19 protein-coding genes are annotated in these 23,432 nt (G+C 58.5%); 11 read left to right on the top strand and 8 right to left on the bottom strand.

Annotated features, from left to right (window positions below):
- Positions 1-55 precede the first annotated feature (55 nt).
- Positions 56-1,324, top strand: a complete 1,269-nt coding sequence (gene sbmA / locus AC1DCP_RS19930; protein WP_003513636.1) for a peptide antibiotic transporter SbmA — start codon at positions 56-58, stop codon at positions 1,322-1,324.
- Positions 1,325-1,379: 55 nt separating this feature from the next.
- Here the strand turns inward: sbmA and AC1DCP_RS19925 are convergent, their stop codons facing one another.
- Complete coding sequence (locus AC1DCP_RS19925; RefSeq protein ID WP_013636647.1) at positions 1,380-2,363, bottom strand: polysaccharide deacetylase family protein; 984 nt, start codon at positions 2,361-2,363, stop codon at positions 1,380-1,382.
- 151 nt (positions 2,364-2,514) lie between these two features.
- Between AC1DCP_RS19925 and AC1DCP_RS19920 the strand changes: the two genes are divergently transcribed.
- From AC1DCP_RS19920 to AC1DCP_RS19905, 4 genes are all read left to right on the top strand, one after another.
- The gene (locus AC1DCP_RS19920) at positions 2,515-3,099 is read left to right on the top strand and encodes an NnrU family protein (RefSeq protein WP_003513633.1); all 585 of its coding nucleotides are present in this window, start codon (positions 2,515-2,517) and stop codon (positions 3,097-3,099) included.
- 154 nt (positions 3,100-3,253) lie between these two features.
- Positions 3,254-3,925 (top strand): tetratricopeptide repeat protein, encoded by a 672-nt coding sequence (locus AC1DCP_RS19915; RefSeq protein WP_013636645.1) that lies wholly within the window; start codon positions 3,254-3,256, stop codon positions 3,923-3,925.
- Between the two features lie 33 nt (positions 3,926-3,958).
- Positions 3,959-5,389 (top strand): ribosome biogenesis GTPase Der, encoded by a 1,431-nt coding sequence (gene der / locus AC1DCP_RS19910; RefSeq protein WP_003513631.1) that lies wholly within the window; start codon positions 3,959-3,961, stop codon positions 5,387-5,389.
- A gap of 207 nt (positions 5,390-5,596) precedes the next feature.
- Positions 5,597-6,205 (top strand): DUF2026 family protein, encoded by a 609-nt coding sequence (locus AC1DCP_RS19905; RefSeq protein WP_003513629.1) that lies wholly within the window; start codon positions 5,597-5,599, stop codon positions 6,203-6,205.
- 190 nt (positions 6,206-6,395) lie between these two features.
- Here the strand turns inward: AC1DCP_RS19905 and AC1DCP_RS19900 are convergent, their stop codons facing one another.
- Positions 6,396-7,445 carry a bifunctional monoglucosyl/glucuronosyl diacylglycerol synthase gene (locus AC1DCP_RS19900; protein WP_013636642.1) on the bottom strand — a complete coding sequence of 350 codons (1,050 nt, stop codon included), beginning with the start codon at positions 7,443-7,445 and terminating at the stop codon, positions 6,396-6,398.
- A 210-nt stretch (positions 7,446-7,655) separates the two neighbouring features.
- Positions 7,656-8,576: a sugar kinase gene (locus AC1DCP_RS19895; protein WP_003513625.1), complete on the bottom strand. Its 921-nt coding sequence runs from the start codon at positions 8,574-8,576 to the stop codon at positions 7,656-7,658.
- A gap of 155 nt (positions 8,577-8,731) precedes the next feature.
- On the opposite strand from AC1DCP_RS19895, the gene bglA reads away from it, so the two are divergent.
- Together bglA and aac(6') are read left to right on the top strand one after the other, a co-directional pair.
- On the top strand, positions 8,732-10,396 hold the full coding sequence (gene bglA, locus AC1DCP_RS19890; RefSeq protein ID WP_065687128.1) for a beta-galactosidase BglA: 1,665 nt from the start codon (positions 8,732-8,734) through the stop codon (positions 10,394-10,396).
- Positions 10,393-10,848: an aminoglycoside 6'-N-acetyltransferase gene (gene aac(6'), locus AC1DCP_RS19885; protein ID WP_065687129.1), complete on the top strand. Its 456-nt coding sequence runs from the start codon at positions 10,393-10,395 to the stop codon at positions 10,846-10,848. Before bglA ends, aac(6') begins: the two co-directional genes overlap by 4 nt.
- 253 nt (positions 10,849-11,101) lie before the next feature.
- On the opposite strand, the gene ade is transcribed toward aac(6'), so the two are convergent.
- Complete coding sequence (gene ade, locus AC1DCP_RS19880; protein WP_065687130.1) at positions 11,102-12,796, bottom strand: adenine deaminase; 1,695 nt, start codon at positions 12,794-12,796, stop codon at positions 11,102-11,104.
- Between the two features lie 276 nt (positions 12,797-13,072).
- On the opposite strand from ade, the gene AC1DCP_RS19875 reads away from it, so the two are divergent.
- The gene (locus tag AC1DCP_RS19875) at positions 13,073-14,017 is read left to right on the top strand and encodes a cyclic di-GMP phosphodiesterase (RefSeq protein ID WP_025594203.1); all 945 of its coding nucleotides are present in this window, start codon (positions 13,073-13,075) and stop codon (positions 14,015-14,017) included.
- A 76-nt stretch (positions 14,018-14,093) separates the two neighbouring features.
- Here the strand turns inward: AC1DCP_RS19875 and AC1DCP_RS19870 are convergent, their stop codons facing one another.
- Positions 14,094-16,283 (bottom strand): anthranilate synthase, encoded by a 2,190-nt coding sequence (locus AC1DCP_RS19870; protein WP_003513614.1) that lies wholly within the window; start codon positions 16,281-16,283, stop codon positions 14,094-14,096.
- A 282-nt stretch (positions 16,284-16,565) separates the two neighbouring features.
- Between AC1DCP_RS19870 and AC1DCP_RS19865 the strand changes: the two genes are divergently transcribed.
- Positions 16,566-17,462, top strand: coding sequence for an extensin-like domain-containing protein (locus AC1DCP_RS19865; protein ID WP_065687131.1), 897 nt, complete (start codon positions 16,566-16,568; stop codon positions 17,460-17,462).
- Between the two features lie 55 nt (positions 17,463-17,517).
- On the opposite strand, the gene AC1DCP_RS19860 is transcribed toward AC1DCP_RS19865, so the two are convergent.
- Entirely contained in the window at positions 17,518-19,758 is a 2,241-nt protein-coding gene (locus AC1DCP_RS19860) for a TonB-dependent hemoglobin/transferrin/lactoferrin family receptor (RefSeq protein ID WP_476774580.1), read from the bottom strand.
- Positions 19,759-20,116: 358 nt separating this feature from the next.
- On the opposite strand from AC1DCP_RS19860, the gene AC1DCP_RS19855 reads away from it, so the two are divergent.
- Both AC1DCP_RS19855 and AC1DCP_RS19850 read left to right on the top strand, forming a co-directional pair.
- Positions 20,117-20,638 (top strand): TIGR00645 family protein, encoded by a 522-nt coding sequence (locus AC1DCP_RS19855; protein ID WP_013636634.1) that lies wholly within the window; start codon positions 20,117-20,119, stop codon positions 20,636-20,638.
- Positions 20,639-20,738: 100 nt separating this feature from the next.
- Entirely contained in the window at positions 20,739-21,455 is a 717-nt protein-coding gene (locus AC1DCP_RS19850; protein ID WP_013636633.1) for a helix-turn-helix transcriptional regulator, read from the top strand.
- Between the two features lie 26 nt (positions 21,456-21,481).
- Here the strand turns inward: AC1DCP_RS19850 and AC1DCP_RS19845 are convergent, their stop codons facing one another.
- Positions 21,482-22,639, bottom strand: coding sequence for a DUF2333 family protein (locus tag AC1DCP_RS19845; protein WP_013636632.1), 1,158 nt, complete (start codon positions 22,637-22,639; stop codon positions 21,482-21,484).
- A gap of 238 nt (positions 22,640-22,877) precedes the next feature.
- A complete protein-coding gene (locus AC1DCP_RS19840) occupies positions 22,878-23,330 on the bottom strand; it encodes a pseudoazurin (protein WP_003513601.1) in 453 nt (150 codons plus the stop codon).
- Positions 23,331-23,432: the final 102 nt, after the last annotated feature.

The raw sequence follows: 23,432 nt of genomic DNA, 5'->3' as shown, positions 1-23,432 counted from the left end.
GCCATCTAGTGCTTCGCCAATAATGGCTGACTTCAAACGCGCGTGAGTTCGAAACGTGTTTCATTCTTTCTTTCCCAAACCTAAATTGTTCTTCACCTCCGCCATCGTCTGGGCTTTTGTCGCCATTCTTGGATGGTACTTCATCGTTGAAGGGCTAGGCAGGTCTTGGGGCTACGTGATGCCCGAGCAAGAACCTTACGATCTCAGCTATTTTCTGGTTCCCGCCAATCTGTTCTTCTACGCCTATCTGGCATTGTGCCTGGTGTTGTTCGGGGCTGTCTGGACCGTTCTCGCCAAGGATCACCCCTGGAAGTTCTGGTCCATATGGGGATCGCTGCTGATTATCGCGGTGACCTATTTCGGCGTTCAGATTTCCGTCGTCATCAACAATTTCCGGCGGCCTTTCGGCGATCTCCTGCAAAATGCGCTGTCAAAACAGCCGGGTATCGAAGTCTGGGATTTTTACAGTCTTCAGATTGTCTTCGCCAAGATCGCCTTTCTCAGCATGGCTGTGTCGATCCTCACGGATTTCTTCACCAGCCATTACATCTTCCGCTGGCGCACCGCGATGAACGACTTCTACATGTCAAAATGGGAAAAGCTGCGCCACATCGAAGGTGCCTCGCAGCGCGTTCAGGAAGATACGATGCGGTTCTCCTCCACGCTGGAGGGATTGGGTATTACCCTGATCAATTCGGTCATGACGCTTGTTGTGTTTCTGCCGATCCTGTTTGCGCTGTCGTCCTACGTCTCCGAATTGCCGATCCTTGGCGAAGTGCCGCACGCGCTGTTCTGGCTGGCGATTGTCTGGTCCGTGTTCGGCACCGTGCTTCTGGCGACGGTCGGCATCAAGCTGCCCGGCCTGAATTTCCGCAACCAGCGTGTGGAAGCGGCCTATCGCAAGGAACTGGTCTACGGTGAGGATCACGCCGACCGCGCCCAGCCGCCGACTGTCAAGGAGCTTTACTCCAATGTGCGGAAAAACTATTTCCGCATGTACTGGCACTACCTCTACTTCAACGTCGCGCGGTATTTCTACATTCAGGCCGATGCCGTGTTCCTGCTCCTGATGCTTGTTCCCACCATAGTGGCGGGCAAGATCACCTATGGTATCTACCAGCAGATCGCCACGGCCTTCGGTCAGGTCAGTAATTCGTTCCAGTATCTGGTCAATTCCTGGACCACGATCATCGAGCTGCTGTCCATCCACAAACGTCTTGTGGCTTTCGAGGCCGCGATCGATGACAAGCCCCTGCCTGAAATCGACGAGCGTTATCTTCAGCGGGAAGCGGAAGCCGGAGAGCTGGCGGCCAACAAGCCCTGACGGAAAACAAAAAGGGCGGCCGACTGGCCGCCCTTTTGCATTGTATCCGGGGACCTTAGCCCTCTGTCTTCTGCTTCCTGCGCGCCTTGATGATCGGCATGGCCTCGGCGTAACTCACGCAAGCAACATCGTCGCTGCGGCAAACTTCGCGCAGCAACCGCTCATAGGCGTTCCAATAGGCGCCGCCATTCATCTTCACGAAATGGAAGCCCATCTGCAGAGGGATGCGTTCGCCATTATACTGCTTGTCGAAAGCGGTGCGGAACGCCGCATAGGCGCGGTCCTCGAATTCCTGCGCGCGGTCCGGCGTCTCGATGCCGATGGAGTGGCGGATGAAGAGGTTGTAGTCCATGGCGATGATCGGGCGATTGCCGGGGCCTTCCGGAACCAGCGGCAGACCGAAATGTTCGATGCCGTCGCGCTCCACCGGCCATTCCGGTCCCTTGGTGATGCTGGTGGCGTCATAAACGAAGCCGTGTTTCTTCTGAGCCGCGGTCAGCGCCGGCCCCTGCGAAAGATAGGGCGCGCGGAAACCGTTGATGTTTTTCACCATGTCGCGCCAGCCTTCGGGTTCTTCACCCTTCTTGCCAATCATCTGCCAGGCATTTTCCAGCGTGCTGGTGAAGGTGGTGAACTCGCCGTCCCATTGCTCGGCGGTCCATTGGCCGCCATCGAAATGCCCGCAGGTGTGATTGCCGATTTCGTGACCTTCGCGATAGGCCGACCAGATGTTGCGCAGCCGCGTCTCCACCTCTTCCGGCGACTGGCCAAAGCCGACATTGGAGCGCCCGGCCTTCTGGCCGGGGCCCTGATAGGTCTTAGCGCTGGTCTTGCGGTCCATCACCAGCGTGCAGGCAAGGAAATAGGTGAAATGCGCGCCGACCTCCTTCGCCGTCGCACGACTTCTTTCCCACAGCGAATTGTCGCCCGCACCGTCGAAAGAAACGATGACGAGTTGCTTCGGCTTCTCTGCATTTTCGGCAAAAGCGGGAAGGGCAAGGCATAGCGACAGGGAAAAAGCAGTCAATGGGCGAAACATCAGGCATCCGTCATGTGAAACACCGCTGCCTTTTGCGGGTGGAATAAGGCGAAGCTTTGAATAAACTGGCTTTTTTACGTCTTTCAGCCTAATTCCTTTTCTGCGTCGCGGTAATGAGGCCGCATTCCGTTCCACCGGGGGACCGTGTTCCATGCTTTTTCTCGTACTCTGTCTTGCCTTGTTTTTCCTGACGCATCTTTTGAAGGTGTTTGCGCCGCGATTTCGCGCGCAGATGATCGCGAAGATGGGAGAAGGACCGTTCAAGGGCGTCTATTCTCTCGCAAGCCTCATAACGCTCGGTCTCGTCATCTATGCGTTTGGCGAGGCGCGACAGGAAACCGGCGTTCTGTGGAACCCGCCGGTCTGGACGAGCCACCTCGCCGTGACCCTGATGCTGCCCGCGATGATCTGTCTTATCGCCAGCCTCATCCCGGCTGGCCACATCGCAACCAGAACAAAACATCCGCTCATTCTGGCGGTCAAGATCTGGGCGCTCGCCCATCTTCTGGCGAATGGAGAGACCTCTTCGATTCTTCTCTTTGCATCGTTCCTCGCCTGGGGTGTAGTGATGCGGATTTCGCTGAAGCGCCGGGAAAGAGCGGGTGAAAAAGTGGTCCGTCCCTTCGTCTCGGGCCGTTACGATCTGGTGGCCATCGTCGGCGGCATCGTTCTCTGGGGCGCTTTCATCCTGAAACTGCACGAATGGTTGATCGGCGTTCAGCCCATCGCCATGTAGGAAATCAACGTTTCCCCCTTACATATCAGGCAAAATAGGCTAGAAGGCCGACCATGACCCGTCGGCCGGACTTTTGCTGACCCGGGTAAGCGGCTTGGTATGTCCGCGAACGGATGGATCGGCGACGATCTCCGCGCGGGTAACGGAGAATTTGATGGCAAACGAAAATGATACCTTTATCCGCGAAGTGAACGAGCAGATCCGTTCCGAGCAGCTTTCCCGTTTCTGGGGCCGCTACGGTATCGTGGTCGTTGGCGCCGCCGTTCTCGTGGTTGTGGGCGCCGCCGGTGCTGGCATCTACGAATACTGGAACACCAGCCGCGCTTCCAATTCCGGCGACCAGTTCATTGCGGCGCTGAAGCTTGCTTCCGACAACAAGACGGACGAAGCGCTGAAGGCCTTTGCCGATCTTGAAACCTCCGGTCATGGCAATTATCCGGTACTGGCGAAGTTCCGTTCTGCGACGCTGCTTTCGCAGAAGGGCGACGCGGCCGGCGCCATCGCTGCCTTCACCGCGATCGGCAACGACACGTCTGCCCCGCAGGTCTTCCGCGATACGGCGAAGGTGCGCGCGGCGTGGCTGCTGGTTGACAACGGTACGTATGATCAGGTCGTTGCACTTGCGGAGCCGTTGAGCGGCGAAGGCCAGACCATGCGTGCATCGGCTCGCGAAGCCCTTGGTCTTGCCGCCTACAAGGCTGGCGATTTCACCAAGGCCAAACAATGGTTCGAGCAGATCGTCAGCGACGCGCAGGCGCCACGCAATGTGACGAACCGCGCGCAGATCATGCTCGACAATATCACTGCTTCGGGCAAAGCTGTCTAACACGGCTTTCCCACCTCCAAGGATTAACGATCAATGAGCTTCACCGTCGCCATAGTCGGGCGCCCCAATGTCGGCAAGTCCACGCTTTTCAACCGTCTGGTCGGAAAGAAGCTGGCGCTTGTCGACGATACGCCGGGCGTGACCCGTGACCGCCGCCCCGGCGACGCGAAGCTTGTCGACCTTCGTTTCACCATCATCGATACCGCCGGTCTGGAGCAATCCGGGCCGGAGACGCTTCAGGGCCGCATGTGGGCGCAGACCGAAGCGGCGATCGACGAAGCCGATGTGACCCTTTTTGTCGTTGACGCCAAGGCAGGCCTGACGCCCGCCGATGAAACGCTGGCCGAAATGCTGCGCCGTCGTGGCAAGCCGGTGGTTCTGGTGGCCAACAAGTCCGAGGCGCGCGGTTCCGATGCGGGCTTCTACGATGCCTTTACGCTCGGTCTTGGCGATCCGTGCGCCATCTCGGCCGAACATGGCCAGGGCATGATCGACCTGCGCGACGCCATCGTCGAGGCGATCGGCGAAGACGTTGCCTTCCCGCCTGAAGTGGATGAGGCGGAGACCGATATCGTTCTTCCGCGCACTGAGCCCGGCAGCGAGGAAGAGGAAGAAGAAGAGCCTGTTTATGACGAGACCAAGCCGCTGCGTGTCGCCATCATCGGCCGACCGAATGCGGGCAAGTCCACCCTCATCAACCGTTTCCTTGGTGAAGACCGCCTGCTAACCGGCCCGGAAGCGGGCATTACCCGCGACAGTATTTCCGTCGAGTGGGACTGGCGCGGCCGCACCATCAAGATGTTCGACACGGCCGGAATGCGCCGCAAGGCCAGGGTGACGGAGAAGCTGGAGAAGCTCTCGGTCGCGGATTCCCTGCGCTCCATTCGTTTCGCCGAAACGGTGGTGATCGTGTTCGACAGCACCATTCCGTTCGAAAAGCAGGACCTGCAGCTGGTCGATCTCGTTATCCGCGAAGGCCGCGCCGCCGTGCTTGCCTTCAACAAATGGGATCTGGTTGAAGATCCGCAGGCGTTTCTGGCCGATCTGCGTGAAAAGACCGAGCGGCTTCTGCCGCAGGCCCGCGGCATTCGCGCCGTGCCGATGTCCGGCCAGACGGGCTATGGCCTTGACCGGTTGATGCAGAACATCATCGATACCGACAAGATCTGGAACCGCCGCATCTCGACCGCCAAGCTCAACCGCTGGCTCGATGCGCAGACCACGCAGCATCCGCCGCCGGCCGTTTCCGGCCGCCGCCTCAAGCTGAAATACATGACGCAGGTAAAGGCGCGCCCTCCGGCCTTCATGATTTCCTGCACCCGACCGGAAGCCATTCCGGAGAGCTACACGCGCTACCTCGTGAACGGTCTGCGCAAGGATTTCGACATGCCGGGCGTGCCGATCCGCGTGCATTATCGTGGCTCGGACAATCCATTCGAGAGCAAGGCGAAGAAGAGGCGGTAATCGGCTGCTGAAAACCTCTCCTCCGTTATTCTCGCGCTAGTCCCGAGAATCTGCAAACTTTCGATTTTGCGACTCGGGAGGTAGATCCTCGGGACAAGCCCGAGGATGACGTCGCGTGGGGCCGAGGTCTCACCAATATCGAGATCGACGGTGAACCGGTCTCTCCCGTTGCCTTCCGATAACCATAAAACCGGCGAGTAAAAAACCATGTTGATCAAGCAGACCGACTATCACCGGATTTACCGCGTCATCAACAGCCTGCTCGTCAACGACAATGCCGACCCGGCTACGGCCTGCATGTATTTCAGCACCTTCGGCGCCTTCATCCTTCAGCAGCATTACAAGGTGAAAGCTGTGCCGAAGGGCGGGCTTGCCGCTTATAATCTTGGTGGAACGGTCATGCTTTTTGCGGACCATCGTGACGATGGTTACGTAACGGGCGCTGGCGATAATTTCCATTGCTGGGTCGAAGCGGACGGATGGGCGATCGATTTCATGGCGCCCGCTTTTTCGCAGAGCGCACGCGAACTTTCCGTGCCCCCGAAGATGTTTCAGCGTCCGCTATCGGCCATGGCGGCTTCCATCAACGATCTCGATCATTCCGGCGATTTCTTCTACCGCTCCGAGCCGGAAGCCACCGCGCGGCGTTTTGCCGACTGGCACAAACAGGCGATGATCGGCGATCTGGCAAGCGTCGCCGCAAACTGGTTCCGCAAGTCGCCGAAACAGATGTCCCCGTCGCTTTCGGTCACGGAGCGGAACGGCAAGGCGCGGACGGTGCCGCTTTCCGGCCAGGCGCTCGTCGGCGTGTGGTGATCTGAGACGGGATAAGTCTTTGTGAAATTAGGACGGCCAGCGTGATCTCGCGGCAGCCGCCTGACGTCAATCAGCAGCCCGACCCCGTTCTAAAGATAACGGCGGTCGCGTCCAGATCGTCTTGTGACACTCCTGCTTTGTTTCGTCCACCGTTCCCCGATAAAATGTCGGGGATCAATGTGTCTCAACGTCAGGCAAGTCGTGAGCGGGACAAAAGCGGCAGGGATTTTCCGGCGGCGTGAATGACGTTGTCGAGGAATTGCCGCGATGCCTTTTCCCAGCTGTAGCTTTTGGAAAGCGCCAGGGCCTCCTGCGATGAACAATGGAGCGCTGCAAGACACGCGTCGCGAAGATTGTCATTCAGCGCGCCTGCCCCGGGATTGCCGCCGAGAATGTCGATCGGCCCGGTAACGGGGAAGGCGGCCACCGGCACACCGCTCGCCAGCGCTTCCAGAATGGTGTTGCCGAATGTGTCGGTCTTGGACGGGAAAACGAAGACATCGGCCTGCGCATAGGCAGCCGCGAGTTCTTCCCCGGTCTTGATGCCGGTAAACAGCACGTCCGGATATTTTTCCTGCAATTCATGGCGGGCCGGGCCATCGCCGATCACGACCTTCGATCCGGGCAGCTCGAGGTCGAGGAATTCAGGCAGGTTCTTTTCCACCGCCACACGACCGACCGTCATGAAGATCGGTCTCGGCAGATCGAAAGGCAGCGACGTTTTTGGACGTGGATGGAACAGTTCGGCATCGATGCCGCGGCTCCAGCGCTTCAAGTTGCGAACCCCGCGGGCCTCAAGCTCGGTCTCGAGGCTTGGCGTCGCCACCATGCAGGTGTTGCCGCCATTGTGAAACCAGCGCACGAAAGCGTAAAGCCAGCTTTCCGGGATGGGGAAGCGCGCCGCGACATATTCGGGAAAGCGGGTGTGATAGCTGGTGGAAAAACGCATCCTGTTCTTCACGCACCAGCGCCGCGCCATGAAACCCAGCGGACCCTCGGTGGCGATGTGGACGAAGGAGGGCTGGCTTTTTTCAATCTCCGCCGCGACACGGCGATAGCCGGCGACTGACAGGCGGATTTCCGGATAGGTCGGGCAGGGGATGCTGTAGAAACTCTGCGGTGTCACCATGTGCACATCCACGCCCAGCCGCGCGAGTTCCGTATTGGTATTTTCGATGGAACGGACCACGCCGTTGACCTGCGGGTGCCAGGCATCTGTGACAATCGTGATTCTCGTCATGAAACACCGATCCTGCTCGACTGCGCACGGGCGATTCCCCACCACCCGGCTTCCGCCCGTATATGCGGCGTGCGTGTTACAGGATCATGTCAGGGCGGATGAGGGTAGAGAAGTGTCCTTTGCACATACAAGCTTGCTCTTGTCCGTAATGCGCTCTCTTGGTCATCCCTGTGACAAGCACAGGTATCAGGAAGCCGGTTCCGTCTGGCATCATCCGACCAGCGGAAGAAGCTCGGGGCTGATCAGCGCGCCGTGATGGCCGATGACGGTTGCCGCTGCCCGTGCGGCAAAGACGGCGGCGTCATGCGGCGAACTGCCGGTTACATATCGGGCGAGAAACGCGCCGTTGAAACTGTCGCCTGCACTTGTCGTATCCACCACATCCACGGCTTCTACCGCCGGAGCGTGGCTGCGTGCGCCGCTGAAATCGAGTGTCGCACCCTTTGCGCCATCCTTGACGACGATGTTGGCGACGCCGAGCGCACGGTAACGCTCGATTGTGGCCTCGACGGATGTGTCACCAAAATGGCTGGCTTCGTCATCGAAACTCGGCATTACCAGCGTTGCGGCGCGTGCGCCGTTGGTAATCGTCTCCAGCATCGTGTCCTTGTCGGACCAGAGGCGCGGGCGGATGTTCGGGTCGAAGACCACGGGCTTGCCCGCTGCCTTGGCGCGGCGCAGTTCCGCAAGGAAAGTATCTACATCGTGGGGCGAAGCGAGAATGGCGAGCGTGATGCCAGAAAAATAGATGACGTCGGCGCTTTCCACCGTCTTGCGCAGGTGGTCCGCATCTGCTGCGAGTTGCCTTGCTGCGGCGGCGTTGCGCCAATAGCTGAAGGTGCGCTCACCATCCTTGAGGTTGATGAGGTAAAGGCCGGGTGTGCCGCCCTTGATGCGGCGGATTTTTTCCGTGCCGATACCGGCATCTGCAATGAAGGCCAGCATGTCCTGCGAAAGAGGATCGTCGCCGAGTGCCGTGAAATAATCGACGGACCAGTCTTCTGGCAGACAGGCACGTGCATACCATGCCGTATTGAAGGTATCACCGGCAAAACCCTTGCGCAGCAGCCCGTTTCCGGCCTGCGACAGTTCCACCATACATTCGCCAATCGACAGAAACCGTCCGCCCACGCCGTCATCCTCCACTTACTTTACCTTCGGGATTACGACGACAGGAGGTGCCTGACAAGCCCGCTTCGAGGTGATTTTGGGCATTTGCGAAGTTCCGGTTTACGCAGGGACAGCTGCTTTATATTCTCGGACCAACCCTCATCAGGAGATCGCTCATGCCGACAACCCATGCCCCGGTCCACAAATCCCAAGCGCAATCGGACTGGTGGAAGGGGGCGGTGATCTATCAGGTATATCCGCGATCCTTTCAGGATACGACCGGGGACGGTTACGGCGATCTTGCCGGGGTGACGAAGCGGCTGTCCTACATCGCCTCGCTCGGCGTCGATGCCATCTGGCTCTCGCCTTTCTTCACCTCCCCCATGGCCGATATGGGCTATGACGTTTCCGATTATTGCAATGTCGATCCGATGTTCGGCACGCTTGCCGATTTCGATGCATTGATGGCCGAGGCGCACCGGCTGGGGCTGAAAGTCATCATCGACCAGGTGATTTCGCATACATCCGATAAGCATCCCTGGTTCGTGGACAGCCGTGCAAGCCGCATCAACAGCAAGGCGGACTGGTATGTCTGGGCCAATCCCAAACCGGATGGCACGGCGCCCACCAACTGGCTTTCCGTGTTCGGCGGGCCGGCATGGGAATGGGATGGCGTGCGCAAGCAATATTACATGCACAGCTTTCTCGCCTCGCAGCCGGATCTCAATTTTCACAATCCGGATGTTCTGGATGCGCTTCTGGAAACCGTACGGTTCTGGCTCGATCGCGGCGTGGACGGTTTTCGTCTCGATACCGTCAATCACTATTTCCACGACAAGCTGTTGCGCGACAACCCGCCGCTTTTGGACGACGAAAGCTTTGGCCTCGATGCGTCCGACGTCAATCCTTACGGCATGCAGGATCATCTCTACGACAAGACGCGGCCAGAAAACGTGGCCTTCCTCCAGCGCTTCCGCGCGCTTCTCGATGAATATGAGGGCCGCGCCACCGTGGGCGAGGTGGGGGACGGCGCACGCTCGCTGAAGACGGTCGCGGCCTACACATCCGGCAATGACAAACTCAACATGTGCTATACCTTCGATCTGCTTGGCCCGGATTTCAGCGCAAAACACCTGCGGGGCTCGGTCGAGACCTTTGGCAAGGTGGTGACGGATGGCTGGGTTTGCTGGGCCTTTTCCAACCACGATGTGGTGCGCCATCTGAGCCGGTTTTCCGAAGGCTCCGAGGAGCAGACGCAGGTTGCGAAGCTCGCCATCTGCGTTCTCGCCAGCCTGCGCGGCTCGATATGTCTGTATCAGGGTGAGGAGCTGGGCCTGACCGAGGCCGAACTGGCCTTCGAGGATTTGCGTGACCCCTACGGCATTCGCTTCTGGCCCGCCTTCAAGGGGCGTGACGGGTGCCGCACGCCGATGGTGTGGGAAACCGGCAAGCCGAATGCGGGTTTTTCAAGCGCGGAAAAGCCGTGGCTGCCGGTGCCCTATGCCCACGCCATGCAGGCGGCGGATGCGCAGGAGCGCAAGCCGGACTCGGTTCTTAACCACTACCGCGCGGTCTTGTCCTTCCGCAAAACCCATGGAGCATTGCGCGACGGCGATATGGACTTCATCAAGACCAATCTCGATGTGCTGGCCTTCACGCGCCACAAGGGTGACGAAAAACTACTTTTCGTTTTCAACCTGACCCGTGAGGCGGTGGAATTTCCTGTCCCGAAGGGTATGGAGGTCACGGATATCCTGCCGATGCCAAGTTTTGAGCCGCTGTTCGACGCCGGGATCGTGAAGCTTGAGGGGTTGGACGTGTTTTGCGGGGTCGTCGCTTGAGCCTGCAATTTTCCATCAGGCACGCCGCAGCATCTCTGGATGACTGGTCCCTTTTGCGCCACCGTTTATGGCCCGATGCCTCTGTTGCCGAACACAGGGCGGAATTGCAGAACCTTTCCGACAACGACGCCGGTTTCATTGCCTATGATCTGGTCGGAATGGCCATCGGTTTTGCCGACGTCAGCCTCCGGTGGGATTATGTCAACGGATGCGATACCTCGCCTGTTGCGTTTCTCGAAGGCGTTTATGTGGAGGAGGAATTCCGCGGTCAGGGCGTTGCCGCGGCATTGATCGCCGAGGTCACCCGCTGGGCGATCAGCAAGGGCGTGAGCGAGCTTGCCTCCGATGCCGATATTGCCAATATCGATTCACACCGCATGCATGCGGCGCTGGGGTTTGAGGAGACCGAACGGGTGGTTTATTTCCGCAAGCTGCTGCCATCGCATTCATGACTTGCCGATGCTGTAAGTCAGCCGATTTAGCAATCCGTCCGTTTCGCCTTGTCTGAACCGGCATTTTCATGTGGACGTCGCTCGGCTCTTTTCTGCTTAATCCGGGAACTTGCGCCACGCCTATTTTGGCAGGGTCGCGGGCAAATATTATTGCATGACCTAGCCTGCAGAAACGAAAACCTGAGACGGCTCGCGCCGTCTCAGAAACGCGGCATAAGCAGATTACGCTGTTTCCAGCCGATAAACTCCATCGTCAGATCAGTGCAAACCGATCCACATCCACCATGCCCATGTCGGAAATCTTCAGGTGCGGGATGACGGGTAGCGGCAGGAAAGCCACCTGCAGGAAGGGCTCCTCGAGCGTCGTGCCGAGCGCATAGGCTGCCTTTCGCAGGGTGTGGAGCGTGTCTCGCACCGTTTCGTAAGGTTCGAGGCTCATCAACCCGGCGACCGGGAGCGCAATCTCGCCCGTCACCTTGCCGTCTTCGACCACCACGAAACCGCCCTTGATTTCGCCGAGCCGGTTGGCGGCCAGCGCCATGTCGTCCTCGTTAACGCCGACAACGCAGATATTGTGGCTGTCATGACCGACAGTGGAGGCGATGGCGCCCTTCTTCAGCCCGAAGCCCTGCACGAAGCCGTTGGCGTGGTTGCCGTTCTTGCCATGGCGCTCGATGACGGCGACCTTGATGATGTCGTTTGCGAGATCGACAGTCGTCTGGTTGCCGTCCGTCGGCAGCGTGTAGCGGCGATGTTCGGTGATGATCTTGCCGGGGAGAACGCCCATCACCGGGGTCTCGCCTTGCGCGACCGGCACGCCGAAATGGGCGGCGAGCACGGGTCTTGCCTTGACGCTGTCAAGACCGACGGGCGCGACCGGCTTGCGGGTGGCAAACAGCGCGTCATCGACGATACGGCCGCCGGAGAAGACCATGCCGGCCTTGCAGTTCTGCAAGGTGTCGATCACCACGAGGTCGGCGCGCCAGCCCGGTGCGATAAGACCGCGATCGCGCAGGCCGAAGGCCTTTGCGGCGGAAATCGAGGCGGCGCGGTAGATGGCGAGCGGTTCCACGCCGTTGGCGATTGCCGTGCGGATCATATAATCGAGATGACCCTGTTCGGCGATGTCGAGTGGGTTGCGGTCATCGGTGCAAAGCGCAAGATAAGGCGACAGACGCTCGGTGATAACAGGCATCAGGGCGTGCAGGTCTTTTGAGACAGAGCCTTCGCGCACGAGAATATGCATGCCCTTGCGGATCTTTTCCAAAGCCTCGGCAGCACTGGTGCACTCATGTTCGGTGCGGATGCCGGCTGCCAGATATCCGTTCAGCGCCGTTCCCAACAGAAGCGGCGCGTGTCCGTCGATATGCTGTCCTTGAAAGGCTTCGAGTTTTGCCATGCATACCGGGTCTTTGTGGATGACACCCGGAAAATTCATGAATTCGGCAAGGCCGATAACCTTCGGATGATCACGGAACGGCAGCAGTTTTTCGATCGGCAGATCGGCGCCCGAGGTTTCCAGATGGGTTGCGGGCACGCAGGACGAGAGCTGCACGCGGATGTCCATGATGGTTTCCATGGAACTGTCCAGGAAGAACCGAAGCCCCTCCGCGCCCAGAACATTGGCGATCTCATGCGGGTCGCAGATGGCGGTAGTAACGCCGTAGGGCAGAACGCAGCGGTCGAATTCGTGCGGCGTCACCAGCGATGATTCGATGTGGAGATGGGTATCGATGAAACCTGGAACGACGATTTTCCCCGAAATGTCGATTTCCCGGCGACCCTTGTAGCTTTCGCAAGTTCCAACGATGGTATCGCCGCAGATGGCGATGTCGGAGGCAACAAGTTCTCCAGTTACGAGGTCGAAGAATCGTCCGCCCTTGAGAACTATATCTGCCGGTTCACGGCCCGTACCCTGATCGATGCGCGTTTCAAGTTTCGAATTCATGCGGCTTTTCTTCGGCTCCTGGTTTACGTCGTTCGCGAGAATTTTCAGTATTTACATTCTTAGGTTGTTTCTTGACTTAATCGAATTGATTCTTTGTGTTTTAAATATATCCAGAGTAAAAAATTTTCATATTCGTGCTATCTTATGTTTAAGTTCCAAAATTGAACAATGTTAGGAATGCGTAACTTACCCTTGGAGGGATACCGGTTGGTCCCGGTCTTTTCAGCAATTGCCAGCGGAGGTTACCATTCCCGGGAAGGAAAATAAAAGCGTCTGATGCTCAAACGAATTTCTACCCAGCAATTGACGGTTGGCATGTTTATCGAAGCGGTCGAGGGAGCGCTTTCGAACAGCGAATTTTTGCAGCGATATCGATTTCTTCTGCGCCATGAAGAGTTGATGCGTCAATTGAAATTGAGCGGCGCTGAAAGCATCATCATCAATACGGCCAAGGGAAACGATATCGAGGGTAGGCCGTACTCTGGAACCGTCCCGCCGCGATTAAACAATGGCCCCGAAACCATGGCTGCCATCACCCATGCCGTGCGCTCCGCCGCCGATGCCATTGCCGAGACATTTGCCGTTGCCGAAGCCGGTGGCTGCGTGTCGCTCAAGGGCATGACAGCGGCGGCCGGCAAGATTTCCGATGCGGTCCAGTCGAACCCGGCGATTTTCATCGGCGTTACCCGGTTGAAGTCGAAGGACGAGACGACCTTCGTGCATTCGGTTTCCGTCAGCGGGTTGATGATCCATTTTGGCAATTATCTCGGGCTGGACAAGGGAACGGTCGATCTGCTCGGCATCAGCGGCCTGCTGCACGATATCGGCAAGGTGGAAATTCCTTCGTCGATCCTCAACAAGGCGGAAGGTTTAAGCGCCACCGAGCGGGAAATCATCAATCTTCATCCAACGTTCGGCCGGGATATCTTGTCTCGCAACGAGCAGATGCCGGCCATGGTTCTGGATGTCTGCTTCAATCATCACGAGCGCATTGATGGCGGCGGTTATCCCAGCGGCTGCGCCGGAAACGAGATCAGTCTTCACGCGCGCATTGCGGCGATCTGCGATGTCTATGACGCCGTAACCTCGGTTCGGCCCTACAAGAAGCCGTGGACGGCAAACGAAGCGCTGACGTGGATGTTGCGCCGGGAAGGCCACTTCGACATGCAACTTTTGAAGAAATTCGCGCTGTGCATTTCCACATCGCTGCCGCGTAGCTAGGCAGCAGGCGATCTCGAAGTCGCGCTGTTTGAGGCTTGCCCGGCGGCGCCGAAGTGACGCCGCCGATGCAGGATGTTTACGCTGCCTTGGTTTTCGCCTTGCGGGTGAGATGCACCACGACGTTCTCGATCATGCGCATGCCGGCATCCTGGCCGAGAGTCATGATCGATTCCGGGTGGAACTGAACGGCGGCTACCGGTTCCTTGGCGTGTTCGATGCCCATGATTGTGCCGTCTTCACTTTCCGCGGTGATGATGAAATCACGCGGAAGGGTGGAAGGGTCGGCGAAGATCGAATGGTAGCGACCGACGGTCACTTCCTTGCCGAGACCGGAGAAGACCAGGCCTGGCTCCAGCACGCGGATGCGTGAGGGCTTGCCGTGCATTGGTACCGCAAGTTGGCGAAGTTCGCCGCCATAGGCTTCCGCCAGCGCCTGAAGACCGAGGCACACGCCGAAGATCGGCAACTCGCGGGCGCGGGCGGCCTTGATCGTCGCCTTGCAGTCGAAATCCGTCGGGCTGCCCGGTCCGGGCGAAAGCACGACGAGATCGGGCTGGAAGCGGTCGAAGACCTCCGCTGCGACGGGCGTTCTGACGGTGGAAACTGTGGCACCCGTCTGGCGGAAATAATTCGCCAGCGTGTGCACGAAACTGTCTTCGTGATCGACCAGCAGGATTTTGACGCCGGTGCCCACCTTGGCGGCATCGCGCTTGGTAGCGGCCGAGTTTGTGGCTTTTGCATCGCGAATGGCCGCGATCATGGCGGATGCCTTCAGTTCGGTTTCGGCTTCTTCTTCCTGCGGATTGGAATCATTGAGAAGCGTCGCACCGGCGCGGACTTCCGCGATGCCATCCTTGATACGGATGGTGCGCAGCGTAAGCCCGGTATTCATGTCGCCGTTGAAACCGACCATGCCGATTGCACCGCCATACCAGGCGCGCGGGCTCTTCTCATGGCTTTCAATGAAGCGCATGGCCCAGAGCTTCGGTGCGCCAGTGACGGTGACGGCCCAGGCGTGGCTGAGGAAGCCATCGAAGGCATCCATGTCGTCGCGCAGACGGCCCTCGATGTGGTCGACCGTGTGGATGAGGCGCGAATACATCTCGATCTGGCGGCGGCCGATGACCTTCACCGAACCCGGCTCGCAGACGCGACTCTTGTCGTTGCGGTCCACATCCGAGCACATGGTCAGTTCGGACTCGTCCTTCTTCGAATTCAGCAGCTTCAGGATCTGCTCGCTGTCGGCAATCGGGTCGTCGCCACGCTTGATGGTGCCTGAAATCGGGCAGGTCTCAATGCGACGGCCGGAGACTCGCACGAACATTTCCGGCGAAGCACCGACCAGATATTCCTGATGACCGAGATTGATGAAGAAGGAATAGGGCGAAGGGTTGATCGCCTTCAGGCGGCGGGAGATCGCCGATGGATTGCTTTCGCAGCGCTCCATGAACTTCTGCCCGGGAACGACCTCGAACAGATCGCCGCGTCGGAAGCTTTCCTTGGCCTTCACCACCAGCTCGGAATATTCGCCTGGACGGTGATCGCCCTTGGGCGGGATCGTGTCGGTGGTCTTGAAGGGATCGGGCGCGATCTCTGAGGACTTGCCGTCCGTCGTTACACCGTCCTTCTCGAAATCGTAACGGTCGATCCAGGCCTTGGCGGAATAATGGTCCACGACGAGAATTTCGTCAGGCAGATAAAGCACCATGTCGCGCTGGTCTTCCGGGCGCGCGAGCGAAAGCTTGATCGCGTCGAACTGGAAAGCGAGATCGTAACCGAAGGCGCCGAACAGGCCGATGGCCGAATCCGCATTCGAATAGAACAGGTCGACGATGGCGCGCAGCGCCGTGAAGACGGTCGGGATTTTCGAGCGTTCTTCTTCCGTAAAGACGCGGTCCGGTTCGTTGACCGTGAGGTCGAGACGGCGGACGGAGGATGCGCCCAGCGTCAGATCGGGCGTCGCCTTCAGCTTTTCGGTGATGAAGTCGAGCAGCACTTCGCCGCGACCGTTATAGGCTTCGATCCACATCTGGCGACCGAAGCAGGAAATGCCGAGCGGCGGATCGATGATAGCCGTATCCCAGCGCGTGTAGCGGCCCGGATATTCGTAGTTGGACGAGAAAACCGCGCCGCGATGGGCATCGAGCTTTTCGATGTAGTTGTCGATGGCGCTGGCATATTCGGCGGCGCGACGCTTCCGGCTGACCTTTATGCCGCCTTTCGTCTCGTAGGTTTCCGCTCCGTCATCCTGAATGATCGTTACCATTTCTTTCGCACTTCCCGTTTTTCAGGCCCGATGACAGGCGGCAGAATAACAAAAAAGCCGCCTGAAAATTCGGGCGGCTTGGACTTTGTCTGAAGACATGACTGGTCAAGGCCGCGTAAAGCTGCTCCACCACCAGTTAGCAATGTTCATAGACACGATGTTCATGGGAAAATTGTTAGCCTGCACAATTCGCCTTGGCAAGCGGATTCCGGCGACGGAATGAACCTTACCGGCGCGAGTTGCGTTCCTGTCCTGCCGAAACAGTCAGGAGTGCCCCGGAAAATGCTTCATCGCCTGTGTCTTCTGATGACGAGTCTCGCTCTTATTTCCGCTTCCGAACCGCCGCCACAGGTGCCGGTGCCACAGCCGAAGCCTGGCGAACAGCAAGCACCTGCCACAACGGAAAAGCCGGCCGATAAGGGCGCGCAAACGCCCGAAGACACACCGAAACCGACCCCCAAGCCGCAACCGCCTGAAGAAGGAAAATCCGACGCGGAAGGGAAGGGTGCCGAGGACAAGAAGAAAGATGACAAGGGGCAAAACGGCGGTGAGACGGTAGCTCCGGCTGTCGAAGCAACGAAACCCGAGGAAAAACCGCCGGAGCCTGTGAAGCCGGAAGACCCGGCAGAGCTTCAGGCCTGCCTTGGCGCATTGAAGGAAATCGGCGCGGAATTCAAAGAGCTCGAGCCGATCCGCGACGACGAGCAGGGGTGCGGTATCGAAGCGCCGATCGAGCTTTCCGTGGTGCTGCCGGGCATCAAGCTTGAACCATCTGGCACCATGCGCTGCGAAACTGCCCTTGCGCTATCGCGCTGGACAAAGGAGATGATGCTGCCGGCCGCGGCTCTCGCCCTGCCGGACAAAAAGGTAACGGCGATTGCCAATGCCTCGACCTATATTTGCCGCAACCGCAACAGTGCCGAAACCGGCAAGATTTCCGAACATGCCAAGGGCAATGCTGTCGATATTTCCACCATCGCCTTTGACAAGGGCGATCCGCTGGTGATGAAGCCGCGCGGCGAGGATGGAACGGTGGAAGGTGCCTTCCAGCGGACGATTACAGCCGCCGCCTGCCTGTTCTTCCGCACCGTTCTTTCCCCCGGCAGTGACGCGACCCATCAGGATCACCTGCATCTCGACGTGCTGGAGCGAAAGGGAGGTTATCTCTACTGCCGCTGATAAAAAGGGGGCGACCCGAAGGCCGCCCCGACTGGAGATGACGTTCCGACCGGGTTTAGAATTTCTGGGTCAGAGAGATTTTGAAGGTGCGTCCCGCTTCCGTATAGAAGTCGACAGGCTGGTTGACGGTGCTGACGGCATTGGGGTTGACGTCACGAACGCCGACGGCGTTCCAGTATTGCTTGTCGAACAGGTTGTAGACGCCGGCCTGAATACGCAGGCCCTTGGTCTGTTCCGGTTCCCACCAGCCGGTCAGGTTGAAGATGCCGTAACCGGGTGCGTCGTAGGTTGTTGCCACCTTGTCGTCACGCATATGCGAGGAGAAGATGCCGGTGAATTCCGTGCCCCATGCCTCCTGTGCGTAGCCGACGCCGAGGACGGACTTGAACGGCGCCACCGTGCGGATGAATTCGTTGCTGTCTGTGTCTTTGCCATAAGCATAAGCAAGCGACGCATGGGCGAAGAAGCCGTTTGCGAGTTCCTTGCGGACCTTGGCTTCCACGCCGGAGATTTCAACATTGTTGCGGTTGCGATAGGTGAAGAGCGATCCGTTGCCCCTGCCGCCGAAGCCGGGGAACAGCGTCGTCGAGGTCGTGTATTGCTCGATGAAGTTCTTGTACTTGTTGTGGAACAGCGTCAGGCTCCCCGTCAGATCGCCGGATGCGTAATTGGCGCCGATTTCAAAGCCGTTGCTGGTTTCGGGGTTGAGTGCGGAGTTGCCGACCACGGCATAACCCGAGCTGATATTCGAGAAGTTCAGATAAAGCTCGTTGATGGTCGGAGCGCGATAGGCCATCGACCATTGCGCAAAGAGCTGCAATTCCGGTGTCACGTCGTAGGTGGCGAGCAGCTTCGGCGAGAAGCGCGAACCGCTATTGCCGCTTGGCAGGCCGAAGGTGTTGTAACCGCTGTTGCTGGATACCGAGCCATCCGGATCGTAATCGTAGGAATCGAAGCGCAGGCCGGGGGTCAGCCGGAAACCGTTTCCAAACGCGATTTCGTCATCGAGATAGAGGCCAAGGCTCTTGCCGCTCACGTCAGGCATGTCCGACTGCGACGATGAGGTCACTCCGCCTGTGTTGGCATAAAGCGCCTGGCTGAAATCGGTTGTCATGGCGTTGCCGCCGAAGCGCAGGGTGTGCTGCACGCCGCCGAGTTCGAAGCCGGATTCAAGGCCGCCGACGATGCCGAAAGCGCTGTTGCGCATGCTGTCTTCGCGGATATAGAGCGAGTTGTTGGTCAGCCGGTTGCCAGCGCCGGATTCCTTGGAGAGGCGCGTCCAGTAGAGCGACAGATTGGCTGCATCGATCAGGCTGTCTGTCGACGGCGCTTCATATTCGTAATCGAGCGATACGCGGTCGCGCTCCGTATCCTCGTAGCCGCTGTAGTCGCCAATACGGTAAGTCGATCCCGATACGCTGACGCCTTGAAGGGTTCGCATGTCGCTGCGATCTCTCAATGAATAACGCTCGGCCGTAAGTCCGATGCGGTGGCCGCCTTCCAGATCCTGGCGGATCTTGAACATCAGGTTGCTTTCGTAGGTATCTGCCGGGTTGGGCTTGGTGCGGCGGGTTCCGTAGATATCGGCGAAGCCCTTATTGTCCGTTTCGTTGCCGCGCTTGTAGGAGCCCTGGAACAGAACCGAGGTGTTTTCGATCTTCTTTGCAACGGCGAGCGATCCGCCGACGCTTCTGTCCTCGCTGTCATAGGTGGTCTTGGCAACACCGCCCCAGTCCTTGCCTTCACCGATCAGGTCTTCCGGCTCAAGCGTGCGCAGAACGAGTGCGCCGCCAAGAGCGCCGGAACCGATGCGGCTGGAATCGGCGCCGCGTACAACGTCAACCGTGGAAAGCGATGAAAAATCAAAGCTCGAACTGGTATCACTCAGGGTCGTCGTGGCCTGTCCCTGACGGGCGAAATTGTTGAAGAAGGGAACGGGAATATTGTCGATCAGGGTCACGACACGGGCGCCGCCCAGACCGCGAATGAACAGGCCGCCGGGCCTGCCGGGCTTGGCATCCACATAATCGACACCCGGCTCGGTGGAGTTTCCGAGGTCCTTGATGCTGCCGATGTCTTTCTTCCTGATGTCTTCCGCCGTCGTCTGGCTTGCAAGCGGTGTGTCGGCGGCTGCATTCGCGCTTTTGACGCGCTTGCCCTTGACCACGATCTTCTCCAGCGTGGTGGTGTCGTTCGTCTGCGACGCGGCATCCTGCGATTGCGCAGGTCCGGCAAAGGGCAGAAGAGACATGGCAGTGCACAAAACCAGCGCCGAATGTGTGCGCGAGATGGACATTAAATACCCCCGGATAGGCGCGCGCAGAAGCTATGGCGCGCAAAAACGCGCCGCGCTTGCTGTCGCGGCTGAAACTGTTTTGATTTGTTACGGGCAAGCCGATTGCTGAGGACTAAAAAACATGATCATAACTGTCAACATATTATATATGACTTTTATCATCATGTTTTAAAGCATAACGGTGCGTGGCAAAAATGTGACGCCCCGTGAGACTGCATCCGGACCGGTGGAGAGGCCCGAAAATGCCGGGTTCCGGCCAAAGTCCCGACATTGACGCTTGCTAGGATATTCGCAGCCAGTTTAGATGGCGGAAGAATGCATGCTCCAACAATATACAAAAAAGTAATCGGATACGGAAATGAAGTCACTTGAACTGCTCGTCGAGCGGATCATTCTCTCCAGCCGCTGGCTGCTTGTCGTGTTTTATCTCGGGCTCGTTGCGGCGCTGGCGGTTTATGCATTTTCCTTCGTGCTGAAATTCCTGAAGGTTGCCAAAAACGTTTTCACTTACGACGAATCGGACATGATCCTCGCCATGCTCGGGCTGATCGATGCGGCGTTGGTCGCGAGCCTTATCGTCATGGTGATGATCTCCGGCTATGAGAATTTCGTCAGCCGTTTCGATGAGGCGGATGACGAGGTTTCATTTCTGGGCAAGCTTGATGCCGGCAGCCTGAAAATCAAGGTCGCATCGTCGATTGTGGCGATTTCGTCGATCCACCTGCTACAGATATTCCTCAACGCCAGTCAGTATACGGACAGCCAGTTGATGTGGTTCACCATCATCCATCTGGCCTTTGTCGTCTCGGCGGTCATGCTCGGTTTCCTGGAGAAATTGATGGCCAAGCCGAAGGATAAACCCGAAAAACCGGCACTTTAGTCAAGGTGGTCCGCCCGATATGAAGGTTGCAACACTGTTTGCCCATGCCGCCGGGTCGTCGCTTCTGGGTGTCCTGCACCCACCGCCGGGTCGCGCCTGAATGCCAAAGACGGAGCGCCAGGCCAGACTTTGCCGCGACCTTTCGGCTGCCATTGACAGACCCCAATGGCTGGCGGCGCTGCAGCAGGTGATGCAGGCGTTCAGTTATTCCTACGTGACGTTGCTGAAGCTGCCGAGCATTCGCAATGCCTATGCCCTGCCGATAGTGGTGGAAAGCAGCCTGCCGGTGTGGGTGGTGAATGCGATGACCCGGGACGGTGAACTTGCAGATTGTCCCGTCATAAAGCGCGGCGCTTCATCGATGATGCCGCAATACTGGTCTCTTGACGATAAGGACATCAACTGCGGCTCGCTGCTGGAAGTCTCAACCCTGCTGCGCGGCATGGGCATCACATCCGGTCTTCTGGTGCCGGTTAACGGCATGGACGGAAACCGGCATCTGATGAATTTCGCAGGCGATTGCGATGTCCTGTCGCAGGGTTCGCTGAACGAGCTGTGCATGATCGCCCTTCACGCCCTGGAGGCCTATGACCGGCTTTGTCGTGCAGGCTCAAAACTCCCCTCACCACTGACGAAGCGGGAACTCGACGTGGTTCGCTGGACTGCGCAGGGCAAGACCTCCGTGGAGATTGCCGAGCTTCTGTCCATCTCGGAGCACACCGTCAATACCTATATGAACAACGCCATTCGCAAGCTGGATTGCGTCAACCGCGCGCAGCTGGTGGCCAAGACAATACGCCTTGGCCTGATAAGCTGATTTTCATGCCCGTCCAAGCCGTTGACTTACCTGTCGAGAACGGAGCGGAGCTCGACGAGGTTGGAGCGAACGCGCAGAACATAAAATCCCATGGTGGCAAGGTGCGAGGGCATGATCCAACCGCTTTCGTCGCCGTTGGAAATGATTGCCGGCTGGATGCGTAGCGCCGCACGGGTCTGTCCCAGGGTGTCATTCCACAGATTGGTCAGATTGCGTTCGCGAATAACCTGCGCGAAGTCCGATCCGGCTGCCGACAGCACGCCGTAATAACCATAGAGCTGGCCATAGGCGAACCAGAAACGGTCGTCGGCGCGAGTGTCGAACCAGCCGCCATTATAGTTTTCCGAACGCTCGCGCAGAATGGCCGATGTCGAACCGATATCGCCGGCAATGCGGTCGATGAACTGGATGAGGTTATCGGCGCGGGTATCGAAGACGGCCTTGCAGGCGGTCAGTTCACCGTTAAATGCCTGGAAGCTGCGGATGGCGGCGCGATAGTAGCTCGGTGTCGGTGTTTTGGGGCCAAACGGATCGAGGCCGAAATACCAGGAATATTCGCTGAACTGCATGTTCCCGCGCGCTTCCTGGAGATTGTTGTTGATACCGGAGGTTCCGCGAACGCGACCGAGCGTATCCACCAGTTCCACCGCGGTGCGGCGCACCGCCTGGTTCACGCCGCGCTGGAAGGACGCCTTGTTGTCCAGAAATGGCGTGCTGTCCCAGTCCATGCCGAAAAGGCCGAGACGATAGAGCAGCATGGAGGAAATCCATGCATTCTGATTGACGTTAAAATCGGTAAGATCGGCGGCGGCATCGACGATAGCCGAGCGCTGGCATACCGGTGCGGAGGTGTTTGCGGCAGCACCGGTGGCGCCGGCGGCGGCCGTGGGTGTTGCAGCCGGCAATTCCTGCCCGGGCGGCACCGTGCGTTCGGCAAGCTTGTAACGGGAAATATAATCCGGGTCGAAATTCGTCCAGACCTGCGTTTGCCAGAAGAAGTATCCGTAAAAGCCGGCCAGAAGGATGAGCACCAGAGCGATCGGACCCTTGATGATCCAGTTGCGGTCGCGGTACCAGCCGTGGGCGGCCATGAAAGGCCACAGAAGCCAGGCGACGACGAGACCGGCGGCCTTGCCGATGGCGTTGAAGGCTGCCTGAATCAAAGCGGTTATCCGGTCGATCATGTCGTCATAGTCTCCTCTGCCCGTGGGGCTGAACGCCGGAAGGAACAACCGCGGTTCGGCCATGCGCCTTTTGGCGCTTCGCAACAACCGCGGTCGTTTACTGTCTTCCAGATATGTCCCTACCCACCGGGATACAACATGATTGCGAAACTTTTCTCAACCTGCGGTCCGCGCGGGTCGTTCCCGTGTTCCGGAACTACGCGTGGAGCATGTATCGCCCGGACAAGGTGACAGGCGGTTACAGACCGAGCTTGGCAATTTCGGCGTCCAGCCGCTCCCGCGCCTTTTTCGGCAGCTTGCCGGTCTTTATGGCATCGAGATTGGCCGGTGCGGCATCGCCGACCACAACGAGGGCGACCATGCCCATGCCGAGATGCGGCGTGCATTTGACGACGTATGCGCCGTCCTTCTCGACAGTCAGTTTCACCGTCTCGTTCATCTTGCCCTTGAAGTCCGCAACGCCCTCGGGAAGCATTTCCTTGACGGCAGCCGCATCATGACCCTTGTCGACGGGCACGAAGGAAATGACGTCGCCGACAGCTGCCTTGACGGTTGCCGGTTCAAAGACCATCGCCTGGCCATCGCTGCCCTTGTTGAGCATCTTCACCTCGATTTCGGCCGACAGGGCGGGAAAGGCAAGGAGGGCAGCAGCGATGGCAAGGCTGGCGACGGTGGCAGTTTTGTTGTGCATATCTTTTGCTCCTGAGAGAAAGCACATCCCACGCGAATGTGTCCGCATGGTCTTAGCGCAGGAGCAGGGGAGCCATCCTTGCGAAAAATCAAATGCGGCAAC

The sequence above is a fragment of the Agrobacterium sp. 10T429 genome, assembly GCF_056393925.1.
Note: the sequence above shows the minus strand (reverse complement) of the source record. Positions and strands in the feature narration are given on the sequence as shown.

What these genes read in the sequence shown, in the direction of transcription:
- AC1DCP_RS19925 (WP_013636647.1), bottom strand. Translation starts at nt 2,363, where the DNA reads ATGTTTCGCCCATTGACTGCTTTTTCCCTGTCGCTATGCCTTGCCCTT.
- AC1DCP_RS19920 (WP_003513633.1), top strand. Translation starts at nt 2,515, where the DNA reads ATGCTTTTTCTCGTACTCTGTCTTGCCTTGTTTTTCCTGACGCATCTT.
- AC1DCP_RS19915 (WP_013636645.1), top strand. Translation starts at nt 3,254, where the DNA reads ATGGCAAACGAAAATGATACCTTTATCCGCGAAGTGAACGAGCAGATC.
- der (WP_003513631.1), top strand. Translation starts at nt 3,959, where the DNA reads ATGAGCTTCACCGTCGCCATAGTCGGGCGCCCCAATGTCGGCAAGTCC.
- AC1DCP_RS19905 (WP_003513629.1), top strand. Translation starts at nt 5,597, where the DNA reads ATGTTGATCAAGCAGACCGACTATCACCGGATTTACCGCGTCATCAAC.
- AC1DCP_RS19900 (WP_013636642.1), bottom strand. Translation starts at nt 7,445, where the DNA reads ATGACGAGAATCACGATTGTCACAGATGCCTGGCACCCGCAGGTCAAC.
- bglA (WP_065687128.1), top strand. Translation starts at nt 8,732, where the DNA reads ATGCCGACAACCCATGCCCCGGTCCACAAATCCCAAGCGCAATCGGAC.
- ade (WP_065687130.1), bottom strand. Translation starts at nt 12,796, where the DNA reads ATGAATTCGAAACTTGAAACGCGCATCGATCAGGGTACGGGCCGTGAA.
- AC1DCP_RS19875 (WP_025594203.1), top strand. Translation starts at nt 13,073, where the DNA reads ATGCTCAAACGAATTTCTACCCAGCAATTGACGGTTGGCATGTTTATC.
- AC1DCP_RS19870 (WP_003513614.1), bottom strand. Translation starts at nt 16,283, where the DNA reads ATGGTAACGATCATTCAGGATGACGGAGCGGAAACCTACGAGACGAAA.
- AC1DCP_RS19865 (WP_065687131.1), top strand. Translation starts at nt 16,566, where the DNA reads ATGCTTCATCGCCTGTGTCTTCTGATGACGAGTCTCGCTCTTATTTCC.
- AC1DCP_RS19860 (WP_476774580.1), bottom strand. Translation starts at nt 19,758, where the DNA reads ATGTCCATCTCGCGCACACATTCGGCGCTGGTTTTGTGCACTGCCATG.
- AC1DCP_RS19855 (WP_013636634.1), top strand. Translation starts at nt 20,117, where the DNA reads ATGAAGTCACTTGAACTGCTCGTCGAGCGGATCATTCTCTCCAGCCGC.
- AC1DCP_RS19850 (WP_013636633.1), top strand. Translation starts at nt 20,739, where the DNA reads ATGCCAAAGACGGAGCGCCAGGCCAGACTTTGCCGCGACCTTTCGGCT.
- AC1DCP_RS19845 (WP_013636632.1), bottom strand. Translation starts at nt 22,639, where the DNA reads ATGATCGACCGGATAACCGCTTTGATTCAGGCAGCCTTCAACGCCATC.
- AC1DCP_RS19840 (WP_003513601.1), bottom strand. Translation starts at nt 23,330, where the DNA reads ATGCACAACAAAACTGCCACCGTCGCCAGCCTTGCCATCGCTGCTGCC.